We start from the raw sequence: 22,822 nt of genomic DNA, 5'->3' as shown, positions 1-22,822 counted from the left end.
GGGTTGAGTTAAGCTTTTCCGCATGACCGAGGGGTTGCGGGAACGCAAGAAGCAGCAGACGCGCCGCCGCATCCGCGACGTGGCCACCGCCCTGTTCGTGGAGCGCGGCTTCGAGCACGTCACGATCGCCGAAGTCGCCGCGGCGGCCGAGGTGTCGGTCAACACCATCTACAACTACTTCCAGACCAAGGAGGACCTCGTCCTGCCGCCCGAGGAGGCCTCACCCCAGCGCCTGGCCGACATCGTGCGCCGGCGCCGGGCCGGGCAGGCCGCCGTGCCGGCGGTGCTCGACCACCTGCGTGCGGAGGTACGGCGGCGCGACCGCAAGATGGGCCTGACCGAGGGATTCGGCCGCGTCTTCGAGATGATGCGCGCCGCCCCCACCCTCACCGCCCGCCTGGGCGACCTCGGCCGGCAGATGACCGACGAACTGGCCGCCGTCCTGGCCGAGGAGACCGGCGCCGCGCCCGGCGACCCGCTGCCCCGCATGGTGGCCTGGCACCTCGGCGGCTTCCACTCGCTGGTGTACGCCGAGATCGGCAAGCGCACCGCGGCGGGTCAGAGCGCCGACGACATCGCCTCGGCCGTGCTGGAACTCCTGGACGTCTTCGAGGACCTGCTCGGAGAACGCCTTCTCACCTATGCCGTTCGAAAGGACTGACCTTGTTCAGAGTGATGATCTTGGGCACGTTCGACGCCCTGGACGACGCCGCCCGGGATGCCGTACGGGCGGCGGGAGACACCGCCTTCACCGAGGCCGGGACGTTCACCCACGACCAGAGCGTGTCGGCGTTCACCTTCCGCTGCCAGGTCCCCGCGGGCCCCGACGACGGCGAGAACGAGGCCACCAGGTCGGCGATGGCGGCCCTGGAGGCGCACGGGCATCCGTATCGTCTGCTGCGCGTCGCGGTGACGGACATGCGCGACATCAAGATCCGCCGCAAGGGGCGTCCTAGGATGACCTCGGGCTGACCGGCCACCTGGCGCCCTGGAACGGGCCGCCGAGGTCATAGTCGCTCTGACGCCGTTTCCCCGGGCCGGGGAGCAAGGACGCTAACGTAACGGCGGCCGGCCACGTGCGGGGTCAGAGGCCGTTTTCCTGGAGGCCCCCAGCCACGTGTGGCGGGTGGCGGGTGACCCATGCGTGCCGTAAAAAAAGAGAAAAACCGTCACAGGGCAGCGGGACACAAGCCCGCACGCAACGGCCCGCACGCAAGCGGACGCTTCAGTGGCGAGCGTCGGCGAGGCGGAGACGGGCAGAAGCAGGCGGAAACGGTGGTTCAGCGGCGGGCGTTGGCGGTGATGGCGAGGCGGAAGTAGGCGGCCAGGCCCGGCACCTGGCCGTCGAAATAGGCCGTGAACCGCGGATCCATCACATACAACTCGCCCAGCCCCCGATGGATCTCATACGTGCAGGTGTAGAACCACCGGCTGATGTGACCGCGATGACGCTCGGCCACCTCCATCGCCGCCTGCCCGTCCGGCGGCAGCCCCGCCTCGAACACCGCCACCAGATCTCCCAGCACGGCCGCCGCCTCGGCCTTGAGCTGCAGCCAGTCGGCCTTGGTGTAGGCGGCGACCCGGCGGCGGCTCTGCTCGTACTGCTCGCCGCCGCCCCAGCGCCGCTCCACCTCCGCCTCGTGATCCTCCGGCCGGAAGCCGCCGAACACCTCCAGGCGTTCGGCCGGGGTGAGCGTGACGCTCATCGTGCGCGCCTCCATCGCCCGTTCCACCGCGGCGATCACCTCGCTCAGCCGCTCGGACTTGCGGACCAGCAGCTCGTGCTGGCGGCGCAGGTGCGTCAGCTCGTCGGCGCGCGGCTCGTCCAGGATGACGGCGATCTCCTCCAGCGCGAAGCCCAGCTCCCGGTACAGCAGCACCTGCTGCAGCCTGATCAGATCCGCCTCGGTGTAGCGGCGGTAGCCGGCCGCGGTCCGCTCACCCGGGCACAGCAGGCCGACCTCGTCGTAGTGATGCAGCGTGCGCACGGTGACGCCGGCCAGCCGCGACACCTGCCCCACGGACAAACTCATGACCTCACCATGAACCCTCACGTTACGTCAGGCGCAACCCCTGGCTGGACTCTCCCACGGTGGGAGGGCCCATGCTGGGGGACGTGGACGAGGATCTCCTGCCGATCGGGCAGTTCGCCCAGCTTGCCCGGTTGAGCGTGAAGCAGTTGCGGCACTACGACGAGATCGGGCTGCTGCGGCCCGCCTGGGTGGACGCCGCCACCGGCTACCGCTACTACCGCGCCGCGCAGGCCCGCACGGCGCTGTCGATCGGGCTGCTGCGCTCACTCGACGTGCCGCTGCCCGTCGTGGGCCAGGTCCTCGCCGGAAGCGAAGGCGCCCTGGAGTCCGTACGCGACTCGCTGGAGGCCGAACTGGCCCGGCGGCGGCGCACCCTGGCGTCCCTGGAACGCGTCATGGCCGACGGCCTGCCCGCCCCCCAGGTTCGCATCGTCACCGAACCGGCGCACCGCGTCGCCCTCATCCGCGAACGCGCCGGCGGCCCGGCCGACATCGCCCGCGCCACCAGCACCGCCGTCTCACGCCTGATGGCCGGCTGGTACGGGGCGGCCGACGCGGGCGCCGTACCGCACCCCGGCACCCGCCCGAGGGAGAACGGCCCGCCGTCCGTACACACCGGGGACCCCGCCGCCTCGTCGGAGACAGGGGACGGCCCGCTACCCACGCACGCCGACACCTCGAAGGCAAGGAACGCCGACGCCTGGGAGGCAGGAGACGGCCCGTCACCCATGCACGCCGACGCCTCGGAGGCGGGGGACGGCCCGCCTCCCGCGCGTGCCGATGCCAGGCGGGCCGCCGAGCCCTCCGGCCAGACGCCGGCCCGGGCCGTCGGCACGCATCCCGGCGGGGAAGCGGCGGCGGGCGGGCCGCGGTTGATCGGGCTGTTCCCTGTCGACCTGAGCGAGGCCTTCGACGTGTCCGTCGCGCTCGTCCTGCACGACGGCTGGGAGGCCGGCTGGGACGGTGGCGGGGGAGCGCGGGTGGACGTGCTGCCCGGTGGCACGTTCGCCGCCGCCACCCACGTCGGCCCCTACGACCAGATCTCCCTGACCGTCCACGCCGTCCTGGCCTGGTGCGCCGAACGCCGACACCCCATGCGCGGCCCCATTCGCGAGGTGTACGTGTCCGACCCGGCCCGCACCCCGCCCGATGAGTTGATCACCCACCTGATGATCCCTTTGGAGGAAGAGACATGAACGCCGAACTGACCACCCACGGCCCGGTCACCTGCCTGAACGTCACCGGCCTCGGCGAACCCGGCGGCGGCGAGCACGTCTCGGCCATCCGCGCCCTGTACACCGTCGCCGGCGCGATGGGCGGCCCCGGCGGGCCGCTGGAGGGCTTGTGGTGGGTGGAGGACGAGCGGCCCGGGCTTGAGGTGCCGCGCGAGCAGTGGCGCTGGCACCTGCTGCTGCCCCTGCCCGCCGCACCCGAGCCGGGACGGCTGGAGCAGGCCCGCGAGGCCGTGCGCGCATCCGGCGCGGCGGTGGACCGGGTACGCGTGACCGTCTTCACCGAAGGACAGTGCGTGCAGATCCTGCACCACGGCCCCTTCAGCGAGGAACACCTTTCGCTGAAGGTCATGGAGGAGTTCATGGACGAACACGCGCTGGTGCCCAACGGGCCGCACCACGAGGTGTACCTGACGGCCTTCGACGATCCCGACCCGCGCACGGTGCTGCGCCAGCCGGTGCGCCCGGCCTGAGGCGCGGGAGGCGTTCATCAGGGGTTCATCTGGGGTCGCACGATCTTTCGCCGCCACCGCCTCGGCTCTTACATTCCGAAGCGTCACCCCTTCCAGAGCGCCGGCGTGAACACGCTCGGGCGCGAAGGCAAGAGCCGGCAAGGAGACCGACCGTGTTCCAGCGCATCGCCCTCATTCCCCTGGTGTTACTCACCTTCCTGACCGTGGCCGGCCCCGCGCCCGCCCAGGCCCAAGCGCGGGCGCACGAGCCGCGCCACCTGCGCATCCTGCTCACCAACGACGACGGCTACACCTCCGTCTACCTGCAAGAGCTGCGCCAGAAGCTGATCGACGCCGGCCACCAGGTGACGGTCGTGGCCCCCGAAAGCGATGTCAGCATCACCGGCACCGCGATCAACGCCAGGTTCGGCACCACGTTGCAGGCGACGCAAAAGGAGCCCGGCCTGTGGGCGGTGGCGGGCAGTCCCAGCGACGCGGTGGCGTTCGGGACGCGGGTCGTGTTCGCGGGCGACCCGCCGGACCTGGTGCTGTCGGGACCGAACCCGGGGGAGAACGTCGCCGCGACCGCCAACTACTCCGGCACCGTCGCGGCGACGATCACCGCCATCACCGGCGGCATCCCCGCCGTGGCGCTCAGCGTCGCCCGCAGCGGTGGCTCCTTCCCCAGCGCCGAGGGGTCGATCGCCTTCGCCGTCAAGCTCGTCGACCGGCTGGCGGCGACCTCACGCGGCGCCGTCCTGCCGGCCCGTACCGCGCTGAACGTCAACTACCCCGTCACCCCGAACGGCAAGGTCACCCTGGCCAGGCTCGGTACCTCGCTGCCGTTCTCCACCGACTACGCCCTGGCTGCCGACGCGTGCGCCACCTGCTACCGCATCCTGCCGCTGCCGGCGGCCGCCGCCGACCCGGTGACCGACGCCGACCGCACCTTGCTGGCGGCCGGTGACGTCACCGTCACCCCGCTGGACGGCAGCTGGGAGGCCGGGCCGGCCGCCTCGGCCGCTATCCGTGTCCGCCTGTACTCCCTGACGCCCTGAAGCCGGGGTAACCCTCCGGGAAGGCGTGGGCCCGCGGCGCAGAAGAGAACGCGGCTGCGGGCCCGTCGCACAGCGCATCACCCGGGCCCGCCGCACAGGCCGTGGAGCGCGAGGTGCTTGCTACACGGCGGTGAGCACGACGGGACCCTCGTCGGTGATGGCCACCGTGTGCTCGGAGTGGGAGGCGCGCGAGCCGTCGACGGTGCGCAACGCCCACCCGTCGGAGGCCGTACGGTAGCGGCCGTCTCCGCCGCCGGTGAACATCGGCTCGATCGCCAGCACCAGACCCGCCCGCAGCACCAGCCCGCGGCCCGGCCGTCCGTGGTTGGCCACGTGCGGATCCTCGTGCATCCGCCGCCCGATCCCGTGCCCGCCGAAGTCGACCGGCACGCCGTAACCGCCGGCCACCGCGACCGAGGCGATGGCGTGCCCGATGTCGCCGATCCGGTTGCCCGGCCTGGCCGCGGCGATGCCCGCCCGCAGCGCCTCCTGCGTCGCCTCGATGAGCGCCAGGTCACGGGCGCGCGGCAGGCCCACCACGAAGCTGACCGCCGAGTCGCCCGCCCATCCGTCGAGGTAGGCGCCGCAGTCGACGCTGAGCAGGTCGCCGTCCTTGAGCCGGTATCGGTCCGGGATGCCGTGCACGATCACGTCGTTGACCGACGCGCAGATGACCGCCGGATACGGCGTGGGCGCGAACTGCGGGTGATAGTCCAGGAACGCCGAGGTGGCGCCCGCCTCGGCGATGACGGTGGCCGCCACCTCGTCCAGCTCGCTGACCCGAACGCCCACCGCGGCGTGCTTGACGATCTCCTGCAGCGCCTGCGCCACCACGCGGCCCGCCTCGCGCATCGCGTCGATCTCCGACGGCGTCTTGATCTCCACCATGTCGATAACTATACCGGTATTTGTATCCTGGTTGTAGACTCGGGTTCATGGTTCGACCTTCGCTGACCCCCCAAGAGCGACGGCGCGGCGAGCAGCTCGGCATGCTGCTGCGCGACGCGCGCGGCGACCGTAGCATCGTCGATGTCGCCGCCGCCGCCGGCATGTCCGCCGAAACCCTCCGCAAGATCGAAACTGGCCGCATTCCCACTCCGGCTTTCTTCACCATCGCCGCACTGGCCGATGTTCTCGGGGTCTCCCTGGACCATCTCGCCCTGCGGCTGACCCCCGCCATTCCCGCCTGAGACGACAGCCGACGACGACTCCATGGCACGCCACCATGGCACGCCTGCCGCGACCCCTGCGCCGATCGACGCCGCCCATCGGCGCGGGGGCCGGCCGTGGCGCGTGCCTGACCCCGTCCGGCCGGTTCACTGCTCCGGGTCGGCCCGCTTGAGCAGCGGGTGCGCCCGCATCGCCCCTTCCAGCTCGCCCGGTAGCTCGTCGCGGTAGCGTCCCAGCGTCGACAGGTCGCTGTGCCCGAGCACCCGGCGGACCGCGTCCATGTCCACCGCGTCGGCCAGCAGATGGGTGGCCGTCGTATGGCGCAGCCCATGCGGGGTCACCGACCGGCGCTGCCCGGCCTCCACCTGCCGCTGCACCCGATCGATCACCGCCTGCACGTCACCTCGCGCCAACCGGTGCCCTCGCCATGACAGGAGCAACGCCTTGTCCGGCAGCGGCGCCCGTTCCCGCGTCAGATAGGCCTCCAGGGCCAGCGCCACATCGCGGGGGAGCGGCACATCGCGGGTGCGGCCCCCTTTGCCGAAGATCCGCCAATAACGCATGCCGTCATTGGTGTAGAAGTCCTCGACATTGGCTCGTACCAGCTCCGAGACCCGTGGCCCCATCGTCGACAGCAGCAACACGATCAGCGCGTCCCTCAGCTCCGTGCGCTGATCACGCCGCCCTCGTGCCGGAGTCTCGCTCAGGGAGCGCGCCGCGCCGATCAGTCCTTGCGCCTGCTCTCGCGTCAACGCGCGCCGCTCCGGCCGCAGCCCGCCCCGCTCTCTGGCCGTCACCGTCGAGTGCGTCATCGGGTTGATCTGCACCCAGCCCGCCAGCGAGGCGTGCTTGAACAGCGCCGAGATCGAGCGCCGAAACCGCGCCTGTGACGACGGGCTCTGCCCGCCGCCGCCCGCTGAGCGCCGACCGTCCGGTTTGCGGGCGAACGCCAGCAAGATCGCGTCGACGTCCTCGCCCGACAGGTCGTCCAGCACCGTCGACTCCCCGGCCAACCTCACCAGCGTCGCCACGTCGCGCGCGTAAAGCTCCGCTGTGGCCTGTGACAGCGCCCCCGTCAGCGTTTTGGCCCGCACCAGCTCCACATAGCGATCGGCCGCCTCGACCACGGTCAGCCGATCAAGCTCAGCAGGCCGCACCGTCCCCCCTCACATTGGAAGATCCACATCAAGGCAGACGGTAGCGGGCCCCACTGACAGAAATTCAGATGTCGCGGAAGGTCTCGATCCGCGCCCCCAGCGCGTTGAGCCGCTCGGCCAGATCCTCATATCCGCGGTTGATGACGTACACGTTGCGCAGCACCGAGGTGCCCTCGCCGGCCATCATCGCCAGCAGCACCACCACCGCCGGGCGCAGTGCCGGCGGGCACATCATCTCCGCGCTGCGCCAGCGCGTCGGTCCTTCCACCAGGACCCGGTGCGGATCCAGCAGTTTCACCGAGGCGCCCAGCCGGGTCAGCTCCGTCAGGTAGATGGCCCGGTTGTCGTAGACCCAGTCGTGGATGAGCGTCGAGCCCTGCGCCGTGGCCGCGATCGCGGCGAAGAACGGCACGTTGTCGATGTTCAGTCCCGGGAACGGCATCGGATGGATCTTGTCGATGGGGGAGATCAGCTTGGAGGGCCGCACCGTCAGGTCCACCAGCCGGGTGCGGCCGTTGGCCGCCGCGTACTCGCCGCCCCGATCGTGGTCGAGGCCCATCTCCTCCAGCACCGCCAGCTCGATCTCCAGGAACTCCACCGGGACCCGGCAGATCGTCAGCTCCGAGGAGGTCACCACCGCCGCCGCCAGCAGGCTCATCGCCTCCACCGGGTCTTCTGAGGGGGAGTAGTCGACGTCGCACTCGATCGAGGGCACCCCGTGCACGGTCAGCGTCGTCGTCCCGACGCCCTCCACCCGCACGCCCAGCTCCTCCAGGAAGAAGCACAGGTCCTGCACCATGTAGTTGGAGGAGGCGTTGCGGATCACCGTCACACCGTCATGGCGCGCCGCGGCCAGCAGCGCGTTCTCCGTCACCGTGTCGCCCCGCTCGGTCAAGACGATCGCCCGCGACGGTGACACGCCCCGATCCACCCGCGCGTGGTAGAAGCCGCCCGTCGCCGTGATGTCCAGCCCGAAGTGCCGCAGCGCCGACATGTGCGGCTGCACGGTGCGCGTCCCCAGGTCGCAGCCCCCCGCGTACGGGATCTGGAACTCCTCCGCGCGGTGCATCAGCGGCCCCAGGAACATGATCACACTCCTGGTACGGCGGGCCGCCTCGGTGTCCATCGCCTCCAGCTCCAACCGGGCCGGAGGGACGATCTCCAGATCGCTGCCCTCGTTGATCCACCGCGCCCGCACTCCGATGGAGGCCAGCACCTCCAGGATCCGGTACACCTCCTCGATCCGCGCCACCTTGCGCAAGATCGTCCGCCCCGAGGTCAGCAGCGACGCGCACAGCAGCGCCACGCACGCGTTCTTGGAGGTCTTCACATCGATGCTGCCCGACAGCCGGCGTCCGCCCACCACCCGCAGATGCATCGGCCCGGAGTAGCCCAGCGACACGATCTCGCTGTCGAGCGCCTCGCCGATGCGCGCGATCATCTCAAGACTGATGTTCTGGTTGCCGCGCTCGATCCGGTTCACCGCGCTCTGGCTGGTCGCCAGAGCGTCCGCCAACTGCAGCTGCGTCCAACCACGGTGCTGGCGGGCGTCGCGAATGAGCCGGCCGATCCGCACGAGATAGTCATCAGTCATAACACGACAACATATCTCACATATGAGATGCGACCGCGACCGGCCCCGCCGACGCGCCGGACAACTCCCGGTGAATGGCCAGATGCTCCGGCGTCGTCACCACCTTACGCTTGTGCACGAACGCCTTACGCGCCTGCCGGAACCCGTTGCGGTCATCGAACATGTCCCGGCTCATCTCGGCCAGCTCCTCCACGCGGTAGGCCTCCAGCGGCTTGCGCCGTTCATCGGCCTCCTGCGCCTCCCGCTTGATCTCCAGCAGCCGCCCGTAGTCGTCACCGGCCGCCAGCCGCTCGGCGTACTCCAGCACCGTCCGCTCGAACTCCAGCCGTGAGCCGGCCAGCATCCGATCGGCCAGCCCCAGCTCCACCGCCTGGGCCGCGCCGATCGGCAACGCCTCGCTGGTCAACCGCCGCGCCACCATCGCCCCCACCCGCCGGGGCAGCACATACGTCCAGAACTCCGACCCGAACAACCCCATCGTCCGATAGTGCGGGTTGAGCACCACGCCCTCTCGCACCAGGACCCGATCGGCGCCCAGCCCCATCATCACGCCACCGGCGCCCGCGTTGCCGCCCACCGACGTCACCACCAGCTGCCCCGTGCACGTGATCACCTCACGGCAGACCTGGTTGATCGCGTTGATGTTCGTCCACGCCTCCAGCTCGGGATGGCGCGCCGCCTCGATCACGTTCAGGTGGATGCCGTTGGAGAACACCTCGCCGCCCCGCACCACCAGCACCCGGGTGTCCTGGGCGACGGCGTACCGCAACGCCGAAGCCAGCCGCCGGCACTGCTCGCTGGACATCGCGCCGTTGTAGAAGTCGAAACTCACCACCCCCACCGTGTCACTGCGGTCATAGGTCACCTCGCTGTAGCCCGGCCGCTCCTCCAGCCCGGCCGCCCGCGCACCCAGCACCGTCGCCGCCGGCAGCTTGATCGCGCCCGGCTCCTCCACCCGCAGATGCCCCACCCACACCGTTCCGTCGCCGGTGTGCACCAGCACCGCGCCCTCACGCCGCGCCACCACCGTCCCCGGCGTCCCGGCCACCACCGGACCCCGGTACACGTCGAACACCCGCATCATCCGCCCGTCCAGCATCACCCGCCCGCCCGGCGCCCCATCGGCCGAACGGACCCGCCGCAGCACCTCATCGGTGCTCTGCGACCAGGAGAACTCCCGGTCGCCATGCCGCATCGCCGGCCGCAACCGCCCGCGTACCTGCGGTGAACGGTAATCCAGCGGCGCCGGTACGAACCCCGCGTCCATCGCCTTGGCCGCCACCTCCACCACCAGCTCCACCGCCGCATCGGCCACCGGCCCGTTGTACAGGGCGGACTTGCGCGGCGGCTCGGCCGGCATCGCGAACGTCCGATACCCCCAGATCGGCCCGGCGTCCATCTCCTCCACCGCCTGCAGCGCCGTCACGCCCCACTCCGGCTCGGCGTCGGCGATCGCCCAGTCCAGCGACGAGGGACCCCGGTCGCCGGGCGGCCCCGGGTGAATGATGATCGTGCGGTGGTTCTGCCACAGAAGCGCCGGCACCTTCTCCTTCAGGAACGGGCAGATGATCAGGTCGGGTTTGGCCAGCTGGGCCGCCTTGAGCATCACCTGCTCCGAGATGGCCAGCTCGACGGTGACGTCGTGACCGGCCCGGCGCAGTTCCAGCCAGGCACGCTGGGTCAGGCCGTTGAAGGAGGAGCAGAGCAGCAGGATGCGCAACGGAGAACTTCTTTCAGGCGATCGTTCGAGGGTGACGGGGGCCGCCGAGTGGGGGGCCGGGGGAGCGGGGTCGGCTTCAGCCGGAAGCACCGGGGCGCGGGTGCCCCCACCGGTCCCGGACGTTTACGGCAGTCCCATATAGCCCATGCATGTCATCGATGCTGACACGAACCAGCAAGTGCTGATGACAAATCACCGCAAAAATCCGCCCGGACTAGCCCCAAATGACCCACTTTGTCGGGATCGAATCTAGGGGAGACGCCCCGTCGAACCCCATCTCACCCCAACCACCCCCGCCACCACGAGACCGAAACCCAGCCTGGAACCACAACGTCCACTACCAACGCCTCGTCCTGGACGCCATCCCCGACGGCTGCGAGCACGCCCTGGACGTCGGATGCGGAGACGGCCTGCTCGCGGCCGAACTCGCCTCCCGCTTCTGGGACACCTGCCGGCGCGAACGCATCACCGCCTTCAACTTCATGGGCGCCGTCGCCGCCATCCTCGAACGCGCCCCCGCCACCGAATCCGACAATCGCCACCAGGTACGCCGCGCCTACGGAGGACCTGCCCCCGAAGCCCTGACCACGCGATTCCAGGACCGATTCGGTGTCCTCCTGCTGGAGGCCTACGCCTGCACCGAACTCGGCGACGTGGCCGCCAGCACACCCACCACCCGCCGGCCCGGCTCAGCCGGACGACCCGTCCCGGAATACGAAGTAGTGATCACAGACGACGACGGCCACCCCCTGCCAGCAGGACAGATCGGACAGATCACCGCCAGACCCCGAGCACAATCGATCACCTTCACCGGCTACGCCAGCGATGACGCCGCCACCGGAAAGGTCCTGCGCGACGGGTGGTTCAGGACGGGGGACCGGGGCTTGCTCGATGAGGACGGCTTCCTCTATTTCGCCGGCCGCCGCGCCGATGTCATCAGGCGACGTGGTGAGAACATCGCGACCTGGGACGTGGAGCAGGTGTTGGCCGCGATGCCCGGCGTCCAGGACGCGGCCGCAGTGGGCGTGCCCTCGGAGCTGACCGAGGAAGAAGTACTCGTGGCCGTGAGCGCGGCACCCGGAACCACCCTCACCGCACCACAGGTACACGCCTGGTGCCTCAACCGGCTCCCACGCCACGCCGTTCCCCGATACATACGTGTGCTCGACGATCTGCCCAGGAATGCCGCCACAAAGGTGATCAAGGGGGAGCTGCGCGGCCAAGGAGTCCCGTCGGATGCGTGGGACGCCCGTACATAGGCCCTGGACGCTGGACAGGCCGCACTGTCGGCAACGGTCTCAGGAAGATCGGTCCCGGAGACCAATCCGCCGCCTGGATCGAGAAGGCTCGCGTGGCGGTCGACCGGCATGCCGAGCGCCGTCGTGGAAGGGAAAGCTCAATGATGAGCGCGCGGCCACGTAGGTTCGCGCGTCGACGACGCCGTTCATCAGCGGCCAAGCCCTTGTAGGCCGGGACCGCGAACAATAGGTGATACCGAACAGAATCCACCTTCTGTCCGGTATCGGGTCTTTTGGGTGATTGGGGTTGGTTAGAGGCGGTTGACGAAGCGGGCGGCTGCGCGCTGGCTCATGCCGGTCTCGCCGCGTACGAGGAAGACGGCTTCTTGGAGCTGGCCGAGCGCCTTCATCTCGCGCGCCTGGTCGACCAGGTGGGGGCTGGGGCTGGGGCGGTTGCGGGGGTTCCTGGTCAGCCGGGCGGCCAGGATGATCAGATAGATGATCAGGGCGGTGACGACGACGGTGAGCGCGACGAGGCCCCCTGTGGAGATCGCCAGGCTGTGCATGTCTCGATCGTAACGCGGCGCGACGGTGATCAGCGGCGGCAATCGGCTTTGCCGGCGGCGATGGGTGCGATGATCAGGGCCGCGACGCGGAGAATCTCTCGCGTCAGTTCGCCATATTTCTGGGCGTCAGCGGACATGTCCGGTTGCTTGATAATGGACATTATGTCAAGTAGTGCGGTTTTCGTCCGAGAGGGGTCCTGACTCGGGGTGGATCGGTGTGCGCGTGTGGTGACGTTGGTCACCTTGAGTGCCGCTCGGGTGCCCGGCGGCGGACACGTCCTGGTCCGGTGGTGTTACGGGAGGTGACGGCCGCCCCGGTTACCCGCCGCGGCTCTTGATCATTACGGTGTGCGCGGCCGGAATGTTCTGACCAGCGGGTTGACCTTGGGTTGATTCACTGTCCTTGCTGGCCTGAGCGGCTTAGGGTGGGAAATCTGCTATCGCGCCGCGAGAGGAGCAGCACGTGGGGAACCAGTCAGTGTTATGTCCAGTGTGTCAGGGAGTTCTACCCGCTTCGGGACGAGAGTCCTATACGACACTGCGGGGACGTCTGATCGTGACGAACGGTTACTGCGCAGGTGGTTGCGCCGAGCGGCGGGCCTCGATGGAGCAGACGCAGCAGCTGTCGCGTCCTTCGGCTCCGGTTGCGCAGGCCGCTCCCCCGGTGGCTCCTGAGGTCACTTCGTCTGATGCGTACTCCATGGTCTCCGCCGTCGGCCCGGTTCGGGCGCGGGTGGCGGGCTGACCGTTTCTGTGCCGGGTTTCCGGGCCGGCGCGGCGTTGATCGCCGTGCCGGTTTTCGTGCGGGTTGTGGGTTGACGGGTGCCGTGTCACGCCGGGGTGGGGCGCGATGCGGTGGCCGGGCCGCCGGTCATACGTGGCCGTTTGTGGTGTGCCAGTAGTCGCGGGTCTGTACGGCCAGGCCGTCGGTGTCGAAGCGGGCGATGACGCAGCCCGCCAGGGTGATGGGTGTGCCGTCGTCGGTGGCGTGGACGCGGAATTCGATGACCGCCTGGTCGCCGTCCACGATGGGTGTGGCGAAGGTGACCTGGGGTGCGGTCTCGGTGCTGAAGGACCAGCGGATGTAGTCGGTGATGGCGCCTCTCCCCCGGTGTGGTGGCCGGAAGGGCATGGAGGTGTGGACGGCGTCGTGGCTGTAGAGGGCGGCGATGCGGTCGGCGTCGTGGTGGGTCCAGCCGTGTTGCCAGGTGTCGGCGAAGTTCTGGGCGGCTGTTCGGGTGTCCATGGGCTCCAGTGTGGCGGCGTTTAACCGGTCGATTCTGTCGGTGGCGTTGGTTATGGTCTGGGCTCGTGTCTGATGTGCAGCCGCTGGTTCACGCGCGTGGGCTGGTGAAACGGTTCGGGGATTTCGTCGCGGTCGACGGGATCGATATTGATGTGGCGCCTGGTGAGGCGTTTGGGTTCTTGGGGCCCAATGGCGCGGGTAAGTCGTCGACGATGCGGATGATCAGTTGCGTGTCGATGCCGTCCGCGGGTGAGTTGCGGATCTTCGGGATGGATCCGGTGCGGGAGGGGCCGCGGATCCGGGGGCGGCTGGGTGTCTGCCCGCAGTTGGATAACTTGGATCCCGATCTGACGGTTCGCGAGAATTTGACGACGTACGCCCGCTATTTCGGGTTGTCGCGGGCGCAGGCGCGGGCCCGGGCCGAGGAGCTGCTGGAGTTCGCGCAGCTGCGTGACAGGGCCTCGAGCCGGGTGGAGCCGCTGTCGGGCGGGATGAAGCGGCGGCTGACGATCGCGCGGGCGATGGTGAACGAGCCGGATCTGGTGCTGCTGGACGAGCCGACGACGGGGCTGGATCCGCAGGCGCGTCATCTGCTGTGGGAGCGGTTGTTCCGGTTGAAGCAGCAGGGTGTGACGCTGGTGCTGACCACGCACTACATGGATGAGGCCGAGCAGTTGTGCGATCGGCTGGTGGTGATGGATGGTGGGCGGATCGTGGCCGAGGGGTCGCCGCGTTCGCTGATCGAGTCCTACTCCTCGCCTGAGGTGGTGGAGCTGCGCTTCGGCGGGCAGGAGCTGGCGGGTTTCGTGGCGCCGCTGGACGGGGTCGGTGATCGGGTGGATGTGCTGCCGGATCGGATCTTGCTGTATGCCAAGGACGGTGACGCGGCGGTGTCGGAGGTGCATCGGCGTGAGCTGGTGCCCTCCAGTGTGCTGGTGCGCAGGTCGTCGCTGGAGGATGTGTTCCTTCATCTGACGGGCCGGACGTTGGTGGAGTGATGGCGCATCCGGCGGTGGCGGTGCTGGAGCGGCACCTGACGTTGTACAAGCGGTTGTGGCGGGCGTCGTTGTTCTCGTCGTTCGTGTTGCCGGTGCTGTTCCTGGCCAGCATCGGGCTGGGGGTGGGTGGTTACGTCGGCGAGGTGGGCGGCGTGCCGTACGTTGAGTGGATCGTCCCGGGTGTGCTGGCTTCGACGGCGTTTCAGATGGCGGTCGGCGAGTGCACGTACGCGGTGTTCGGGGAGTTCCGGTGGAATCGCGGGGCGCATGCGATGTTCGCGACGCGGGTGTCGGTGTGGGACATGATCGGCGGCTGGCTGCTGTACATCGTGTTCAGGGTCGAGATCGCGGTGGTGGTGTTCCTGCTGGTGGTGGGGGCGTTCGGGGTGTTGTCCTCGCCGTGGGTGGTGCTGACGCCGCTGGTGGCGGCGTTGCTGGCGGTGGCGGTCGCGGCGCCGGTGACGGCGTTTTCGGCGACGATCGATCACGACAGTTATTTCGCGTTGCTGTTTCGGTTCGTGATGCTGCCTTCGACGTTGTTCGCGGGGGTGTTCTTCCCGGTGGAGCAGTTGCCGCCGGTGGTGCGGTCGCTGGCTTACCTCTCGCCGTTGTGGCATGGGGTGGAGCTTTCGCGGGCGGCGACGTCGGGGGCCGCTCCCCTGTGGCCGGTGTGGGCGCATGCGGGGTGTTTGCTGGTGTTCGCGGTGGGCGGGGTGTGGTGGGCGGGTTGGGCGTTCCGTAGGCGACTTCAGGACTGATGATGGTGACGTTGACGGTGGCCCGGCTGGTGTCGGGCCGGGTTTCGGTGGGCCGGGTGGGTGCGGTCGTGGGCCGCAATGTGGGTGCGTTGCGTTCGGGTGCTTCGTACTGGCTGGTGCTGGTGTCGGGGTTCTTCGAGCCGTTGCTGTATCTGCTGTCGATCGGTGTGGGTGTGGGTGCGCTGGTGGGGCGGATCCCGGTGGGTGATGGCCGGGTGGTGTCGTACGCGGTGTTCGTGGCGCCGGCGATGCTGGCGGTTTCGGCGATGAACGGGGCGTTGTCGGAGACGACGTTCAACTTCTTTTTCAAGATGCGCTACGCCAAGACGTTCGAGGCGATTTTGGCGACGCCGGTGCGGCCGATCGAGATCGCGCTGGGTGAGTTGAGCTGGGCGATGGTGCGCAGCTCTGTGTACACGGCGTTGTTCTTGGTGGTGATGGTGGTGTTGCGGCTGGCCGATCCGGTGTGGGCGCTGGCGGCGTTTCCGGCGACGATGCTGGTGGGGTTGTCGTTCGGGGCGCTGGGGATGGCGGTGTCGACGCTGCTGCGTGGCTGGCAGGATTTCGACTTGATGACGGCGGCGCAGTTCTCGTTGTTCCTGTTTTCCGGCACCTTCTCCCCTGTGGCGGATTATCCGGGGGTGTTGGCGGTGGTGGTGCGGGTGACGCCGCTGTATCACTCGGTGGAGTTGGTGCGGGGTCTGGCCTCAGGTGTGCCGCAGTGGGGGTTGCTGGGGCATGCGGGTTATCTGGTGGTGATGGCGGTGGCGGGGTTGTGGTTCGCGGCGCGCCGGATTGAGCGGGTGTTGTGCGCGTAGCGCGGGTGTGTCAGGCGTAGGGGCGCGTGGCGGTGACCGAGGTGGCCGGGAGCGGGCCGTACAGGTGGGGGAAGCCGTTTTCGAGGCGGATGTCGAGTCCGGTGGGGTCGATCTCGAGGATGAGCAGTGGTTCGGTGAGGTGGCTGTAGAAGGCGGCGTGTACGCCGTGGAGTTGGTCGAGGTCGCGGCTGCAGTGGATGAAGCCTTCTTCCTCGAGGGTGCAGCCGAGGGTGGAGATGCGGTACTCCCCTGCCGGCTGGGCGTCGGCCCAGTCGGCGGACAGGGCGAGATGCAGGATGTTTATGGTGTCCATTCTGATTCGAGCATGGCGTAGATGACCTCGGAGGTCCATTCGCCCTTGACCTGTTCGTTGTCGATGAGGTGGGCTTCGCGGCGCATGCCGAGTTTTTCCAGGACGCGGCCGGAGGCGGTGTTGCGGGCGTCGATGCGGCCGGTCATGCGGTGCAGGCCGAGTCCTTCGAAGCCGAGGCGCAGCAGTTCGCGGGCGGCTTCGGGGGCGTAGCCGTGGCGGTGGTGGTCGGGGTGCAGGATGTAGCCGATCTCGCCTTGGCGGTGTTGCTTGCTGGTCCAGATCAGGACGCCGTTGCCGATGAGTTCGCCGCTGTGGCGCAGGGTGATGGCGATGTCGAGGGCGTCTCCTTCGTCGAGGAGGGCGACGCGGGTGATCTTCTTGTCGAGGAAGGTGTGCACGGTGTCGAGGTCGCGGGGTTCCCAGTAGAGGTAGCGGGCGACTTCGGGCCGGGATTCGTAGGCGTGCAGCGCGTGGAGGTCGTTGGGGGTGAAGGCGCGCAGCAGGAGGCGGTCGGTGATGATCGGGTAGTGGGGTTTGAGCACGTGGGCAGTGTAGATAACCCGTCTTTGGGGCGCGAGGTGTTTTCGTCCGGGTCCTTGCTGGTGGTGGTTTTTGGGCGTGTCAACGATCTGTCAGCGGGGGCTCAAAGGGGTGTCAGCGTGGTGCGGGATGGTCGCGGCGATCCAGTTCTTCCACGGGAGGCGACAGATGACGACAACGCGACTCGATGCCGGGGCTTATCGGGCGGCTGAGCGGTTGCTGCGGGACAACCGCGGCAATCTGGTGCTCGGGGACAAGGTCAGTCCGCGGTGGATCGAGGGGGGTGCCCGGTTCTGGTACGCGGTGGACACCGCTGAGGGCCGCAGGTTCGTGCTGGTCGATCCGGTGGCGGGTAGCCGCGGGCCGGCCTTCGATCAGGAGAAGGTGGCGGCCGCGCTGGCGGCGGCCTCGGGGCGGGAGGCGGATGCGTCGGCGCTGCCGTTGAGTGGGGTGGAGTTGAGCGGTGATGGGGTGGAGTTCGACGCGTTCGGCGGGCGCTGGCGCTGCCGGGTGGACGGTTCCGCGTGTGAGCGGGTCGCGGGTGTCGCGCCGGTCGGTCCGGTGGAGGTGGCTTCGCCGGATGGCCGGCTGGTGGCGTTCCGGCGGGGGCACGATGTGTGGGTGCGTTCGCTGGAGGATGGCCGGGAGTGGGCTCTGACGGCTGATGGGGACGCGGACCACGACTACGGGGCGAGTCCTGATTTTTTCATGTATTCAACGTTGTTGAAGAAGATGGGGCTCCCCCACGCGCCGCCTGCCGTGTCCTGGTCGCCCGATTCCCGGCGGGTGCTGACGCACCGCACCGATCAGCAAGGGGTGCGGCGGACGCATCTGGTGGAGTCCATGCCGGACGACGGCGGCGCGCCCGCGCTGGTGACGTTGCGGCAGCCGTTTCCCGGCGATGACCGGCTGCCGCTGGCCGCGTTCGTGGTGCTGGACGTCGCGCGCGGCACGGCGGTGGCGGCGCGGGCGGAGCCGGTGGAGATGCCGACGATATCGCCGATCTTCATGAAGTGGGCCTGGTGGGCGCAGGACGGCTCGGCGGTCTACTACCTGCGTCGCTCGCGTGATGGGCGCACGCTGCGGCTGCACCGGCTCGATCCGGTCAGCGGCGAGGTGGTGACCGTGCTGAGCGAGAGCGGCGAGACCCGGGTGGAGCCGGCCCAGCAGATGTCGCAGGCTCCCATGGTCAGGGTCTTGCCGGGCGGGCAGGAGGTGCTGTGGTACTCCCAGCGTGACGGGTGGGGTCATCTCTACCTGTACGACGCGCGCAGTGGTGAGCCGCGCGGGCAGGTGACGTCGGGGTCGTGGGCGGTGCAGGAGATCTTGCACGTCGATGAGGTGGCGCGGGTGGTGTACTTCGTCGCCTGCGGGCTGGTGGCGGCCGATCCGTATCGCCGGTCGGTGTGCCGGGCCGGGCTGGACGGCTCGGGGTTCGAGCGGATCACCGACGATGATCTGGACCATGTCGTCATCGTGGCGGACAACAAGGGCTACTTCCTCGACTCGGCGTCCACGACCGACACGCCGCCGTCGGTCACGGTGCGCGGCTGGGACGGGCGGGTGCTGGTGGAACTGGAGCGCGCCGATGTCACCCGGCTCACGGCGGCGGGCTGGACTCCCCCGGAACGCTTCTGCGTCAAGGCGGCCGACGGCCACAGCGACGTCTATGGGGTGCTGTACCGGCCGCATGGGTTCGATCCGGGCCGGAGCTATCCGGTTGTGGATCATGTCTATCCCTTTCCTGCGGTCAACCGGGTGAGCCCGTCCTTCGATGCCGGGTGGCACGGTTATGACGCCGAGGTGGTGGCCGCGCTCGGGTTCGTCGTGGTCGCCGTGGACGGGCGGGGCACTCCGGGGCGTGACAAGGCCTTCCATGACGCCTCCTATGGGCGGCTGGACGAGGCGGGGCTGGCCGATCATGTCGCGGCGCTGGAGCAGTTGGCGGCGGGGCGGCCGTGGATGGATCTGGATCGGGTGGGGGTCTTCGGCCTTTCGGCCGGCGGGTTCGCGGCCGTGCGGGCGATGCTGGACTTTCCTGAGGTGTTCAAGGTCGGCGTGGTCGAGTCGGGGATGCATGATCTGCGCTACGGCGATCCGGGGAGCGCTGAGGCCTATCACGGGCCGTTCGATGCGCAGAGGTATGCCCGTGCGTCGAATGTGGATCTCGCCGATCGGCTGGTGGGCCGGTTGCTGCTGGTTCATGGCGGGTTGGACACTCAGGTGTCGCCCGATCTGACGTTGCGGCTGGTCGATCGTCTTATCGCGGCCGACAAGGACTTCGAGTTGCTGGTGGTGCCGCGGGCCGAGCATGTGTATGTCGGGTTCGAGTATTACGTCAATCGTCGTAAGTGGGATTTCCTGGTGCGTCATCTGTTGGGGGTGGAGCCGCCGGAGGGGTATCGCCTGTCCAGGGTTCCCATCGGTGCTGGGGATGCGTGAGCTGGGCGGGGCGCCGACTGGCCGGGCTCGGTGGTGAGCCGATGCCGGTCGGCTGGCTCGCGGGCCCGCTGCGTACTCGCGGCGGCCTGCCGGACCGGCCGACCGGCGGACCGGCTGGTCGGCGGACCAGGCTGTCGGTCGCTCGGACGGACGGCTGACTGGGCGGTGGTCAGGGGTCGAGGGTGAGGGCGGCGATTTTGTCGACCGTGGCGATGGTCGCGTCCCGGCCGCGCTGGGCCGCTTCGGCGTGTTCGCGGTCGCTGAGGGCGGCTCTGGTGGCTGCCTTGACGCGGATGGCGTCGGGGTGGGACAGGTCGGGTGTGCCGCGTACCGCGTCGCCGGCCGCGAGCAGGCGGGCGGCCTGCTGGGGCTGGTCTTGGTGCAGGGCGAGGTTCGCGATGCCGACCAGGGTCTGGCTGATCGTCGATGCGTTCATGGAGCGCAGGGCCCAGGCCAGGGCGTCGGCGTGGTGGGTGCGGGCGGCGTCGAGGTCGCCTTGCAGGACGTCCAGGTATCCGTGCGAGTCCAGGAGCATCGCGCGAAATGACCAGTTGACGGTGATGTGCTGCGCCAGTGTCTCGGCGCGGGCCAGGTGGGTGTGGGCCGCGGCGGGGTCGCCGTTCCAGCGGGCGAGGTCGGCTTTGAGGTAGGCCATCGCGACCAGTGTGTCGGGCAGGGCGATCCGTTCGGTGTCGCGTTCGACTTCGGCGATGGCGGCGGCGCTGCCTTCGGTGTCGCCGTGCAGCCAGCGTAGCTGGGCCAGTCGGAGTCGCATCAGCCATGCGTCTGGGCCGTCGACGGCTTCGGTGATGACGGCGATGGCCTGCTCGTAGCAGGCGATGGCGGTGGTCAGGTCGCCGCGCCAGGTGGCCAGGCCGGCCAGTGCGGTGAGGGAGGAGGTGATGCCCCATCGCTCGCCGATGGCGCGGAACTCGGTGAGGGCGGCCTGGAGGTCGTTGTGCGCTTCGGTGTGCAGGCGGCCGACGTTGATCAGGGTGAGGGCGCGGTTGAGCCGGGCCATCGCTCGTACCCAGGGGTCTTCGTCGGCGAACAGTTCTTTCGTCTCTGCCGGTGGGTCGGTGGAGGCGCGGGCGTTGGTCAGCATCCGGTCGAGTGGTCCGATGAGTCGTACCACGGGGTGGGGGTGCTTGGTGTTTTCGGTGAGGTGTTGTGCGGTGGCGATCCAGTCCTTGGCTCGGTGTTCGTCGCCGAGGCCGTTGAATTCGAACTGTGCGGCGATCGCGCAGGCGGTCGCCCGTACGGTGTCGTCGACCGGGCCCGGCAGGGCCAGTGCTTGGGCGGCCAGGTGGGCGCCTTCGGCTTTGTGGCCGCTGAGGGCCCAGTGCAGCCACCAGTACCAGCCGGTCGCCGCGACCAGTCGTACGGCGGTCTGTGCGTCGCCGGTGGCGATGGCGGCGCGGGTGGCGGCGTTGAGGTTGTCGTGGTCGGCGGCGAGGCGGTTGAGCCAGTGGAGTTGTCCGGCGCGGCGTAGGTGTGGGTCGGCGGTTTCGGCGAGTTCGGCGAAGTAGGTGGCGTGGGCGTGGCGGATGCGGTCGCGTTCTCCGGCTTCGTCGAGGCGTTCTTGGCTGTAGGCCTTGATGGTCTCGAGCATCCGGTAGTGCGGTGTGGTGTCGTCGGGAGGGAGCAGGAGGGATTTGTCGGTCAGTGCGGTGAGCAGGTCGAGCACGTGATCGGCGGGGATGGTGGTGGTATGGGCTGGTTCGGATGGTTGCGCTGTGGCGGGGCTGTCGGCGCATACGTGTTCGGCGGCCTCGGTGGTCGCGCCGCCGGAGAACGTCGTGAGGCGGCGCAGCAGTGCGCGTTCCTGTTCGGACAGCAGGTTCCAGCTCCAGTCGATCACGGCCCGCAGGGTCTGGTGCCGGGGTGGTGCGGTGCGGCTGCCGCCGGTCAGGAGGTGGAAGCGGTCGTGGAGTTGGCCGGCCAGGTGTTGGGGGGTCATGGTGCGCAGCCGGGCGGCGGCCAGTTCGATGGCCAGGGGGATGCCGTCCAGTGCGCGGCAGATGCGTACGACGTCTGAGGTGGTGTGTTCGGTGACGGCGAAGCCGGGGCGGGCGGTGCCGGCTCGGTCGCTGAGGAGTTGGACCGCGGCGCAGGACATGGCTGTGGTGAGGTCGGCGTCCTCGGGGGGCAGGGTGAGGGGTTCGACCGGCCACAGGGCCTCGCCGGTGATGGCGAGTGGTTCCCGGCTGGTGGCCAGGATGCGCAGGTGGGGGCAGGTGCCGAGGAGTTGGTCGGCCAGGGTGGCGGCCGGGCCGATCAGGTGCTCGCAGTTGTCCAGGACGAGGAGTGCGTCGCGGGTGCGCAGTGCGGCCGTGAGCCGGTCGATCGGCTCGCCCGCTGAGGCGTGGCCGCGGATGCCCAGCGCGGTCATGATCGTCTGTGGCAGGTCGGTGTCGTCGCTGATCGGGGCGAGGTCGGCCAGCCAGACGCCGCCGGTCAGCTGGTGGAGCAGGGTGCGGGCGGTTTCGGTGGCCAGCCGGGTCTTTCCGGATCCGCCGGGGCCGATGAGGGTGGTGAGCCGGTGTCGGCCGATCAGCTCGCCGATCTGGGTGACCTCGTGGTCGCGGCCGACGAAGCTGGTCAGTGGGGCGCGCAGGTTCGTGGGTGGCGCTCCCCCGGTGTCGCGTTTTCGCGGTGGGGTGACGCTGACCTGTCCGCGTAGGACCGCGGTGTGCAGGGCGGACAGCTGGGGTGAGGGGTCGGCGCCGAGTGTCTCGGCGAGTGCCTGCCGTGTTCGTTCATAGGTCGTCAGTGCCTCGGCGGGGCGGCCGGCCGCGCACAGTGCTCGCATCAAGGCGGCTGCCAGTCGTTCGCGCAGGGGGTGTTCGGCGGTCAGTGAGGTCAGTTCGGTGGTGAGTTCGCCGGCGCGGCCCAGGTGGAGATCGGCTTCGATGCGGTCTTCCGTGGCGCTCAGCCGTAGGTGTGACAGGTGGGTCAGTGGTGCTTGGAAGAAGTCGGTGTCGGCTACGTCCAGCAGGGCTGGGCCGCGCCATAGGTTCAGGGCCTCGCGCAGGGTCCGGGCGGCTGTGGCGGGGTCGTGGGCCAGGGCGGAGCGTCCGGCGGCGGCGAGGCGTTCGAAGCGGGTCACGTCCACCGCGTCGGGGTTGAGTGCCAGCCGGTAGCCGGCTGGATAGGGTTCGATGTGGGCTTGTGGCAGGACGCGGCGCAGGCGTGAGACGAGTGCTTGTACGGCGTTGACGGCTCCTGCCGGTGGGCGGGGGCCCCAGATGCCGTCGATCAGGCGGGTCATGGGGACGACGCGGTCGGGTTCGAGCGCCAGGACGATCAGGAGGGTTCGCAGGCGGGCGCCGGTCACCTCTACGGGGCTGCCGTCGTCGTCCTGGACTTCCAGCGGTCCCAGCATCGCGATCCACACGTAACCGATTGTGCCGGGTCATGGGCTTGGTCGGGACGCGTGATCAAGGCGTTTGAGCGTGCGGGCTGCATCTGGGTCTGCGCTTATGCG

23 protein-coding genes are annotated in these 22,822 nt (G+C 69.3%); 12 read left to right on the top strand and 11 right to left on the bottom strand.

Translation table 11 applies throughout. The annotated features are described in order from the left end of the window. Positions 1-22: 22 nt before the first annotated feature. Positions 23-661 (top strand): TetR/AcrR family transcriptional regulator, encoded by a 639-nt coding sequence (locus KLK06_RS05995; protein WP_214634285.1) that lies wholly within the window; start codon positions 23-25, stop codon positions 659-661. A gap of 11 nt (positions 662-672) precedes the next feature. Then, on the top strand, positions 673-972 hold the full coding sequence (locus tag KLK06_RS05990) for a DUF6204 family protein (RefSeq protein ID WP_308168149.1): 300 nt from the start codon (positions 673-675) through the stop codon (positions 970-972). Positions 973-1,280: 308 nt separating this feature from the next. Here KLK06_RS05990 and KLK06_RS05985 read toward each other — a convergent pair whose 3' ends face one another. After that, positions 1,281-2,033, bottom strand: coding sequence for a MerR family transcriptional regulator (locus tag KLK06_RS05985; RefSeq protein WP_214634283.1), 753 nt, complete (start codon positions 2,031-2,033; stop codon positions 1,281-1,283). A 71-nt stretch (positions 2,034-2,104) separates the two neighbouring features. Here KLK06_RS05985 and KLK06_RS59600 point away from each other — a divergent pair, with 71 nt between their 5' ends. The 3 genes from KLK06_RS59600 to surE all read left to right on the top strand — a co-directional run bounded on the left by KLK06_RS59600 (position 2,105) and on the right by surE (position 4,775). Next, entirely contained in the window at positions 2,105-3,229 is a 1,125-nt protein-coding gene (locus tag KLK06_RS59600) for a MerR family transcriptional regulator (protein WP_250904940.1), read from the top strand. Beyond that, positions 3,226-3,738, top strand: a complete 513-nt coding sequence (locus KLK06_RS05970; protein WP_214634282.1) for a GyrI-like domain-containing protein — start codon at positions 3,226-3,228, stop codon at positions 3,736-3,738. Before KLK06_RS59600 ends, KLK06_RS05970 begins: the two co-directional genes overlap by 4 nt. A gap of 152 nt (positions 3,739-3,890) precedes the next feature. Continuing rightward, positions 3,891-4,775 carry a 5'/3'-nucleotidase SurE gene (gene surE, locus KLK06_RS05965; protein WP_214634281.1) on the top strand — a complete coding sequence of 295 codons (885 nt, stop codon included), beginning with the start codon at positions 3,891-3,893 and terminating at the stop codon, positions 4,773-4,775. A 120-nt stretch (positions 4,776-4,895) separates the two neighbouring features. Here the strand turns inward: surE and map are convergent, their stop codons facing one another. Continuing rightward, entirely contained in the window at positions 4,896-5,663 is a 768-nt protein-coding gene (gene map / locus KLK06_RS05960; protein ID WP_214634280.1) for a type I methionyl aminopeptidase, read from the bottom strand. Positions 5,664-5,710: 47 nt separating this feature from the next. Between map and KLK06_RS05955 the strand changes: the two genes are divergently transcribed. Beyond that, the gene (locus KLK06_RS05955; RefSeq protein ID WP_214634279.1) at positions 5,711-5,965 is read left to right on the top strand and encodes a helix-turn-helix domain-containing protein; all 255 of its coding nucleotides are present in this window, start codon (positions 5,711-5,713) and stop codon (positions 5,963-5,965) included. 126 nt (positions 5,966-6,091) lie between these two features. Here the strand turns inward: KLK06_RS05955 and KLK06_RS05950 are convergent, their stop codons facing one another. The 3 genes from KLK06_RS05950 to KLK06_RS05940 all read right to left on the bottom strand — a co-directional run bounded on the left by KLK06_RS05950 (position 6,092) and on the right by KLK06_RS05940 (position 10,416). Continuing rightward, positions 6,092-7,102, bottom strand: coding sequence for a tyrosine-type recombinase/integrase (locus KLK06_RS05950; RefSeq protein ID WP_214634278.1), 1,011 nt, complete (start codon positions 7,100-7,102; stop codon positions 6,092-6,094). 64 nt (positions 7,103-7,166) lie between these two features. After that, a complete protein-coding gene (locus KLK06_RS05945; RefSeq protein ID WP_214634277.1) occupies positions 7,167-8,696 on the bottom strand; it encodes a UDP-N-acetylglucosamine 1-carboxyvinyltransferase in 1,530 nt (509 codons plus the stop codon). A 16-nt stretch (positions 8,697-8,712) separates the two neighbouring features. Further along, positions 8,713-10,416, bottom strand: a complete 1,704-nt coding sequence (locus KLK06_RS05940; protein ID WP_214634276.1) for an enoyl-CoA hydratase-related protein — start codon at positions 10,414-10,416, stop codon at positions 8,713-8,715. A 224-nt stretch (positions 10,417-10,640) separates the two neighbouring features. Between KLK06_RS05940 and KLK06_RS05935 the strand changes: the two genes are divergently transcribed. After that, on the top strand, positions 10,641-11,675 hold the full coding sequence (locus KLK06_RS05935) for an AMP-binding protein (protein ID WP_214634275.1): 1,035 nt from the start codon (positions 10,641-10,643) through the stop codon (positions 11,673-11,675). Positions 11,676-11,965: 290 nt separating this feature from the next. Here the strand turns inward: KLK06_RS05935 and KLK06_RS05930 are convergent, their stop codons facing one another. The 3 genes from KLK06_RS05930 to KLK06_RS05925 form a co-directional block, all read right to left on the bottom strand. Continuing rightward, positions 11,966-12,220 (bottom strand): hypothetical protein, encoded by a 255-nt coding sequence (locus KLK06_RS05930; protein ID WP_214634274.1) that lies wholly within the window; start codon positions 12,218-12,220, stop codon positions 11,966-11,968. A gap of 29 nt (positions 12,221-12,249) precedes the next feature. Beyond that, positions 12,250-12,381: a hypothetical protein gene (locus KLK06_RS61315; RefSeq protein ID WP_284734897.1), complete on the bottom strand. Its 132-nt coding sequence runs from the start codon at positions 12,379-12,381 to the stop codon at positions 12,250-12,252. A gap of 710 nt (positions 12,382-13,091) precedes the next feature. Next, a complete protein-coding gene (locus KLK06_RS05925) occupies positions 13,092-13,466 on the bottom strand; it encodes a nuclear transport factor 2 family protein (protein WP_214634273.1) in 375 nt (124 codons plus the stop codon). A gap of 65 nt (positions 13,467-13,531) precedes the next feature. On the opposite strand from KLK06_RS05925, the gene KLK06_RS05920 reads away from it, so the two are divergent. Genes KLK06_RS05920 through KLK06_RS05910 form a run of 3 tightly spaced genes read left to right on the top strand, consistent with a single transcriptional unit; the run spans position 13,532 to position 16,040 of the window. Further along, the gene (locus KLK06_RS05920; protein WP_214634272.1) at positions 13,532-14,464 is read left to right on the top strand and encodes an ABC transporter ATP-binding protein; all 933 of its coding nucleotides are present in this window, start codon (positions 13,532-13,534) and stop codon (positions 14,462-14,464) included. 14 nt (positions 14,465-14,478) lie between these two features. Next, entirely contained in the window at positions 14,479-15,222 is a 744-nt protein-coding gene (locus KLK06_RS05915; protein ID WP_308168118.1) for an ABC transporter permease, read from the top strand. Beyond that, on the top strand, positions 15,222-16,040 hold the full coding sequence (locus KLK06_RS05910; protein WP_214634270.1) for an ABC transporter permease: 819 nt from the start codon (positions 15,222-15,224) through the stop codon (positions 16,038-16,040). Before KLK06_RS05915 ends, KLK06_RS05910 begins: the two co-directional genes overlap by 1 nt. 10 nt (positions 16,041-16,050) lie before the next feature. On the opposite strand, the gene KLK06_RS05905 is transcribed toward KLK06_RS05910, so the two are convergent. Together KLK06_RS05905 and KLK06_RS05900 are read right to left on the bottom strand one after the other, a co-directional pair. Beyond that, positions 16,051-16,353, bottom strand: a complete 303-nt coding sequence (locus tag KLK06_RS05905) for a DUF952 domain-containing protein (RefSeq protein WP_214634269.1) — start codon at positions 16,351-16,353, stop codon at positions 16,051-16,053. Beyond that, positions 16,341-16,895 carry a GNAT family N-acetyltransferase gene (locus tag KLK06_RS05900; protein WP_214634268.1) on the bottom strand — a complete coding sequence of 185 codons (555 nt, stop codon included), beginning with the start codon at positions 16,893-16,895 and terminating at the stop codon, positions 16,341-16,343. The genes KLK06_RS05905 and KLK06_RS05900 overlap by 13 nt, the downstream gene beginning before the upstream one ends. A gap of 166 nt (positions 16,896-17,061) precedes the next feature. On the opposite strand from KLK06_RS05900, the gene KLK06_RS05895 reads away from it, so the two are divergent. Next, positions 17,062-19,335 (top strand): DPP IV N-terminal domain-containing protein, encoded by a 2,274-nt coding sequence (locus KLK06_RS05895; protein ID WP_214634267.1) that lies wholly within the window; start codon positions 17,062-17,064, stop codon positions 19,333-19,335. Next, the gene (locus tag KLK06_RS05890; RefSeq protein WP_214634266.1) at positions 19,332-19,493 is read left to right on the top strand and encodes a hypothetical protein; all 162 of its coding nucleotides are present in this window, start codon (positions 19,332-19,334) and stop codon (positions 19,491-19,493) included. Before KLK06_RS05895 ends, KLK06_RS05890 begins: the two co-directional genes overlap by 4 nt. Positions 19,494-19,504: 11 nt before the next feature. Here the strand turns inward: KLK06_RS05890 and KLK06_RS05885 are convergent, their stop codons facing one another. After that, positions 19,505-22,732: a BTAD domain-containing putative transcriptional regulator gene (locus KLK06_RS05885; RefSeq protein ID WP_308168117.1), complete on the bottom strand. Its 3,228-nt coding sequence runs from the start codon at positions 22,730-22,732 to the stop codon at positions 19,505-19,507. Between the last annotated feature and the right edge of the window lie 90 nt (positions 22,733-22,822).

The sequence above is a fragment of the Nonomuraea sp. NEAU-A123 genome (assembly GCF_018603905.1).
Classification (GTDB): Bacteria; Actinomycetota; Actinomycetes; order Streptosporangiales; family Streptosporangiaceae; genus Nonomuraea.
This window is presented reverse-complemented; position numbering and strand designations above follow the sequence as displayed.

What these genes read in the sequence shown, in the direction of transcription:
- KLK06_RS05995 (WP_214634285.1), top strand. Translation starts at nt 23, where the DNA reads ATGACCGAGGGGTTGCGGGAACGCAAGAAGCAGCAGACGCGCCGCCGC.
- KLK06_RS05985 (WP_214634283.1), bottom strand. Translation starts at nt 2,033, where the DNA reads ATGAGTTTGTCCGTGGGGCAGGTGTCGCGGCTGGCCGGCGTCACCGTG.
- KLK06_RS59600 (WP_250904940.1), top strand. Translation starts at nt 2,105, where the DNA reads ATGCTGGGGGACGTGGACGAGGATCTCCTGCCGATCGGGCAGTTCGCC.
- KLK06_RS05970 (WP_214634282.1), top strand. Translation starts at nt 3,226, where the DNA reads ATGAACGCCGAACTGACCACCCACGGCCCGGTCACCTGCCTGAACGTC.
- map (WP_214634280.1), bottom strand. Translation starts at nt 5,663, where the DNA reads ATGGTGGAGATCAAGACGCCGTCGGAGATCGACGCGATGCGCGAGGCG.
- KLK06_RS05955 (WP_214634279.1), top strand. Translation starts at nt 5,711, where the DNA reads ATGGTTCGACCTTCGCTGACCCCCCAAGAGCGACGGCGCGGCGAGCAG.
- KLK06_RS05945 (WP_214634277.1), bottom strand. Translation starts at nt 8,696, where the DNA reads ATGACTGATGACTATCTCGTGCGGATCGGCCGGCTCATTCGCGACGCC.
- KLK06_RS05935 (WP_214634275.1), top strand. Translation starts at nt 10,641, where the DNA reads ATGACCCACTTTGTCGGGATCGAATCTAGGGGAGACGCCCCGTCGAAC.
- KLK06_RS05930 (WP_214634274.1), bottom strand. Translation starts at nt 12,220, where the DNA reads ATGCACAGCCTGGCGATCTCCACAGGGGGCCTCGTCGCGCTCACCGTC.
- KLK06_RS61315 (WP_284734897.1), bottom strand. Translation starts at nt 12,381, where the DNA reads ATGTCCATTATCAAGCAACCGGACATGTCCGCTGACGCCCAGAAATAT.
- KLK06_RS05925 (WP_214634273.1), bottom strand. Translation starts at nt 13,466, where the DNA reads ATGGACACCCGAACAGCCGCCCAGAACTTCGCCGACACCTGGCAACAC.
- KLK06_RS05910 (WP_214634270.1), top strand. Translation starts at nt 15,222, where the DNA reads ATGATGGTGACGTTGACGGTGGCCCGGCTGGTGTCGGGCCGGGTTTCG.
- KLK06_RS05905 (WP_214634269.1), bottom strand. Translation starts at nt 16,353, where the DNA reads ATGGACACCATAAACATCCTGCATCTCGCCCTGTCCGCCGACTGGGCC.
- KLK06_RS05895 (WP_214634267.1), top strand. Translation starts at nt 17,062, where the DNA reads ATGACGACAACGCGACTCGATGCCGGGGCTTATCGGGCGGCTGAGCGG.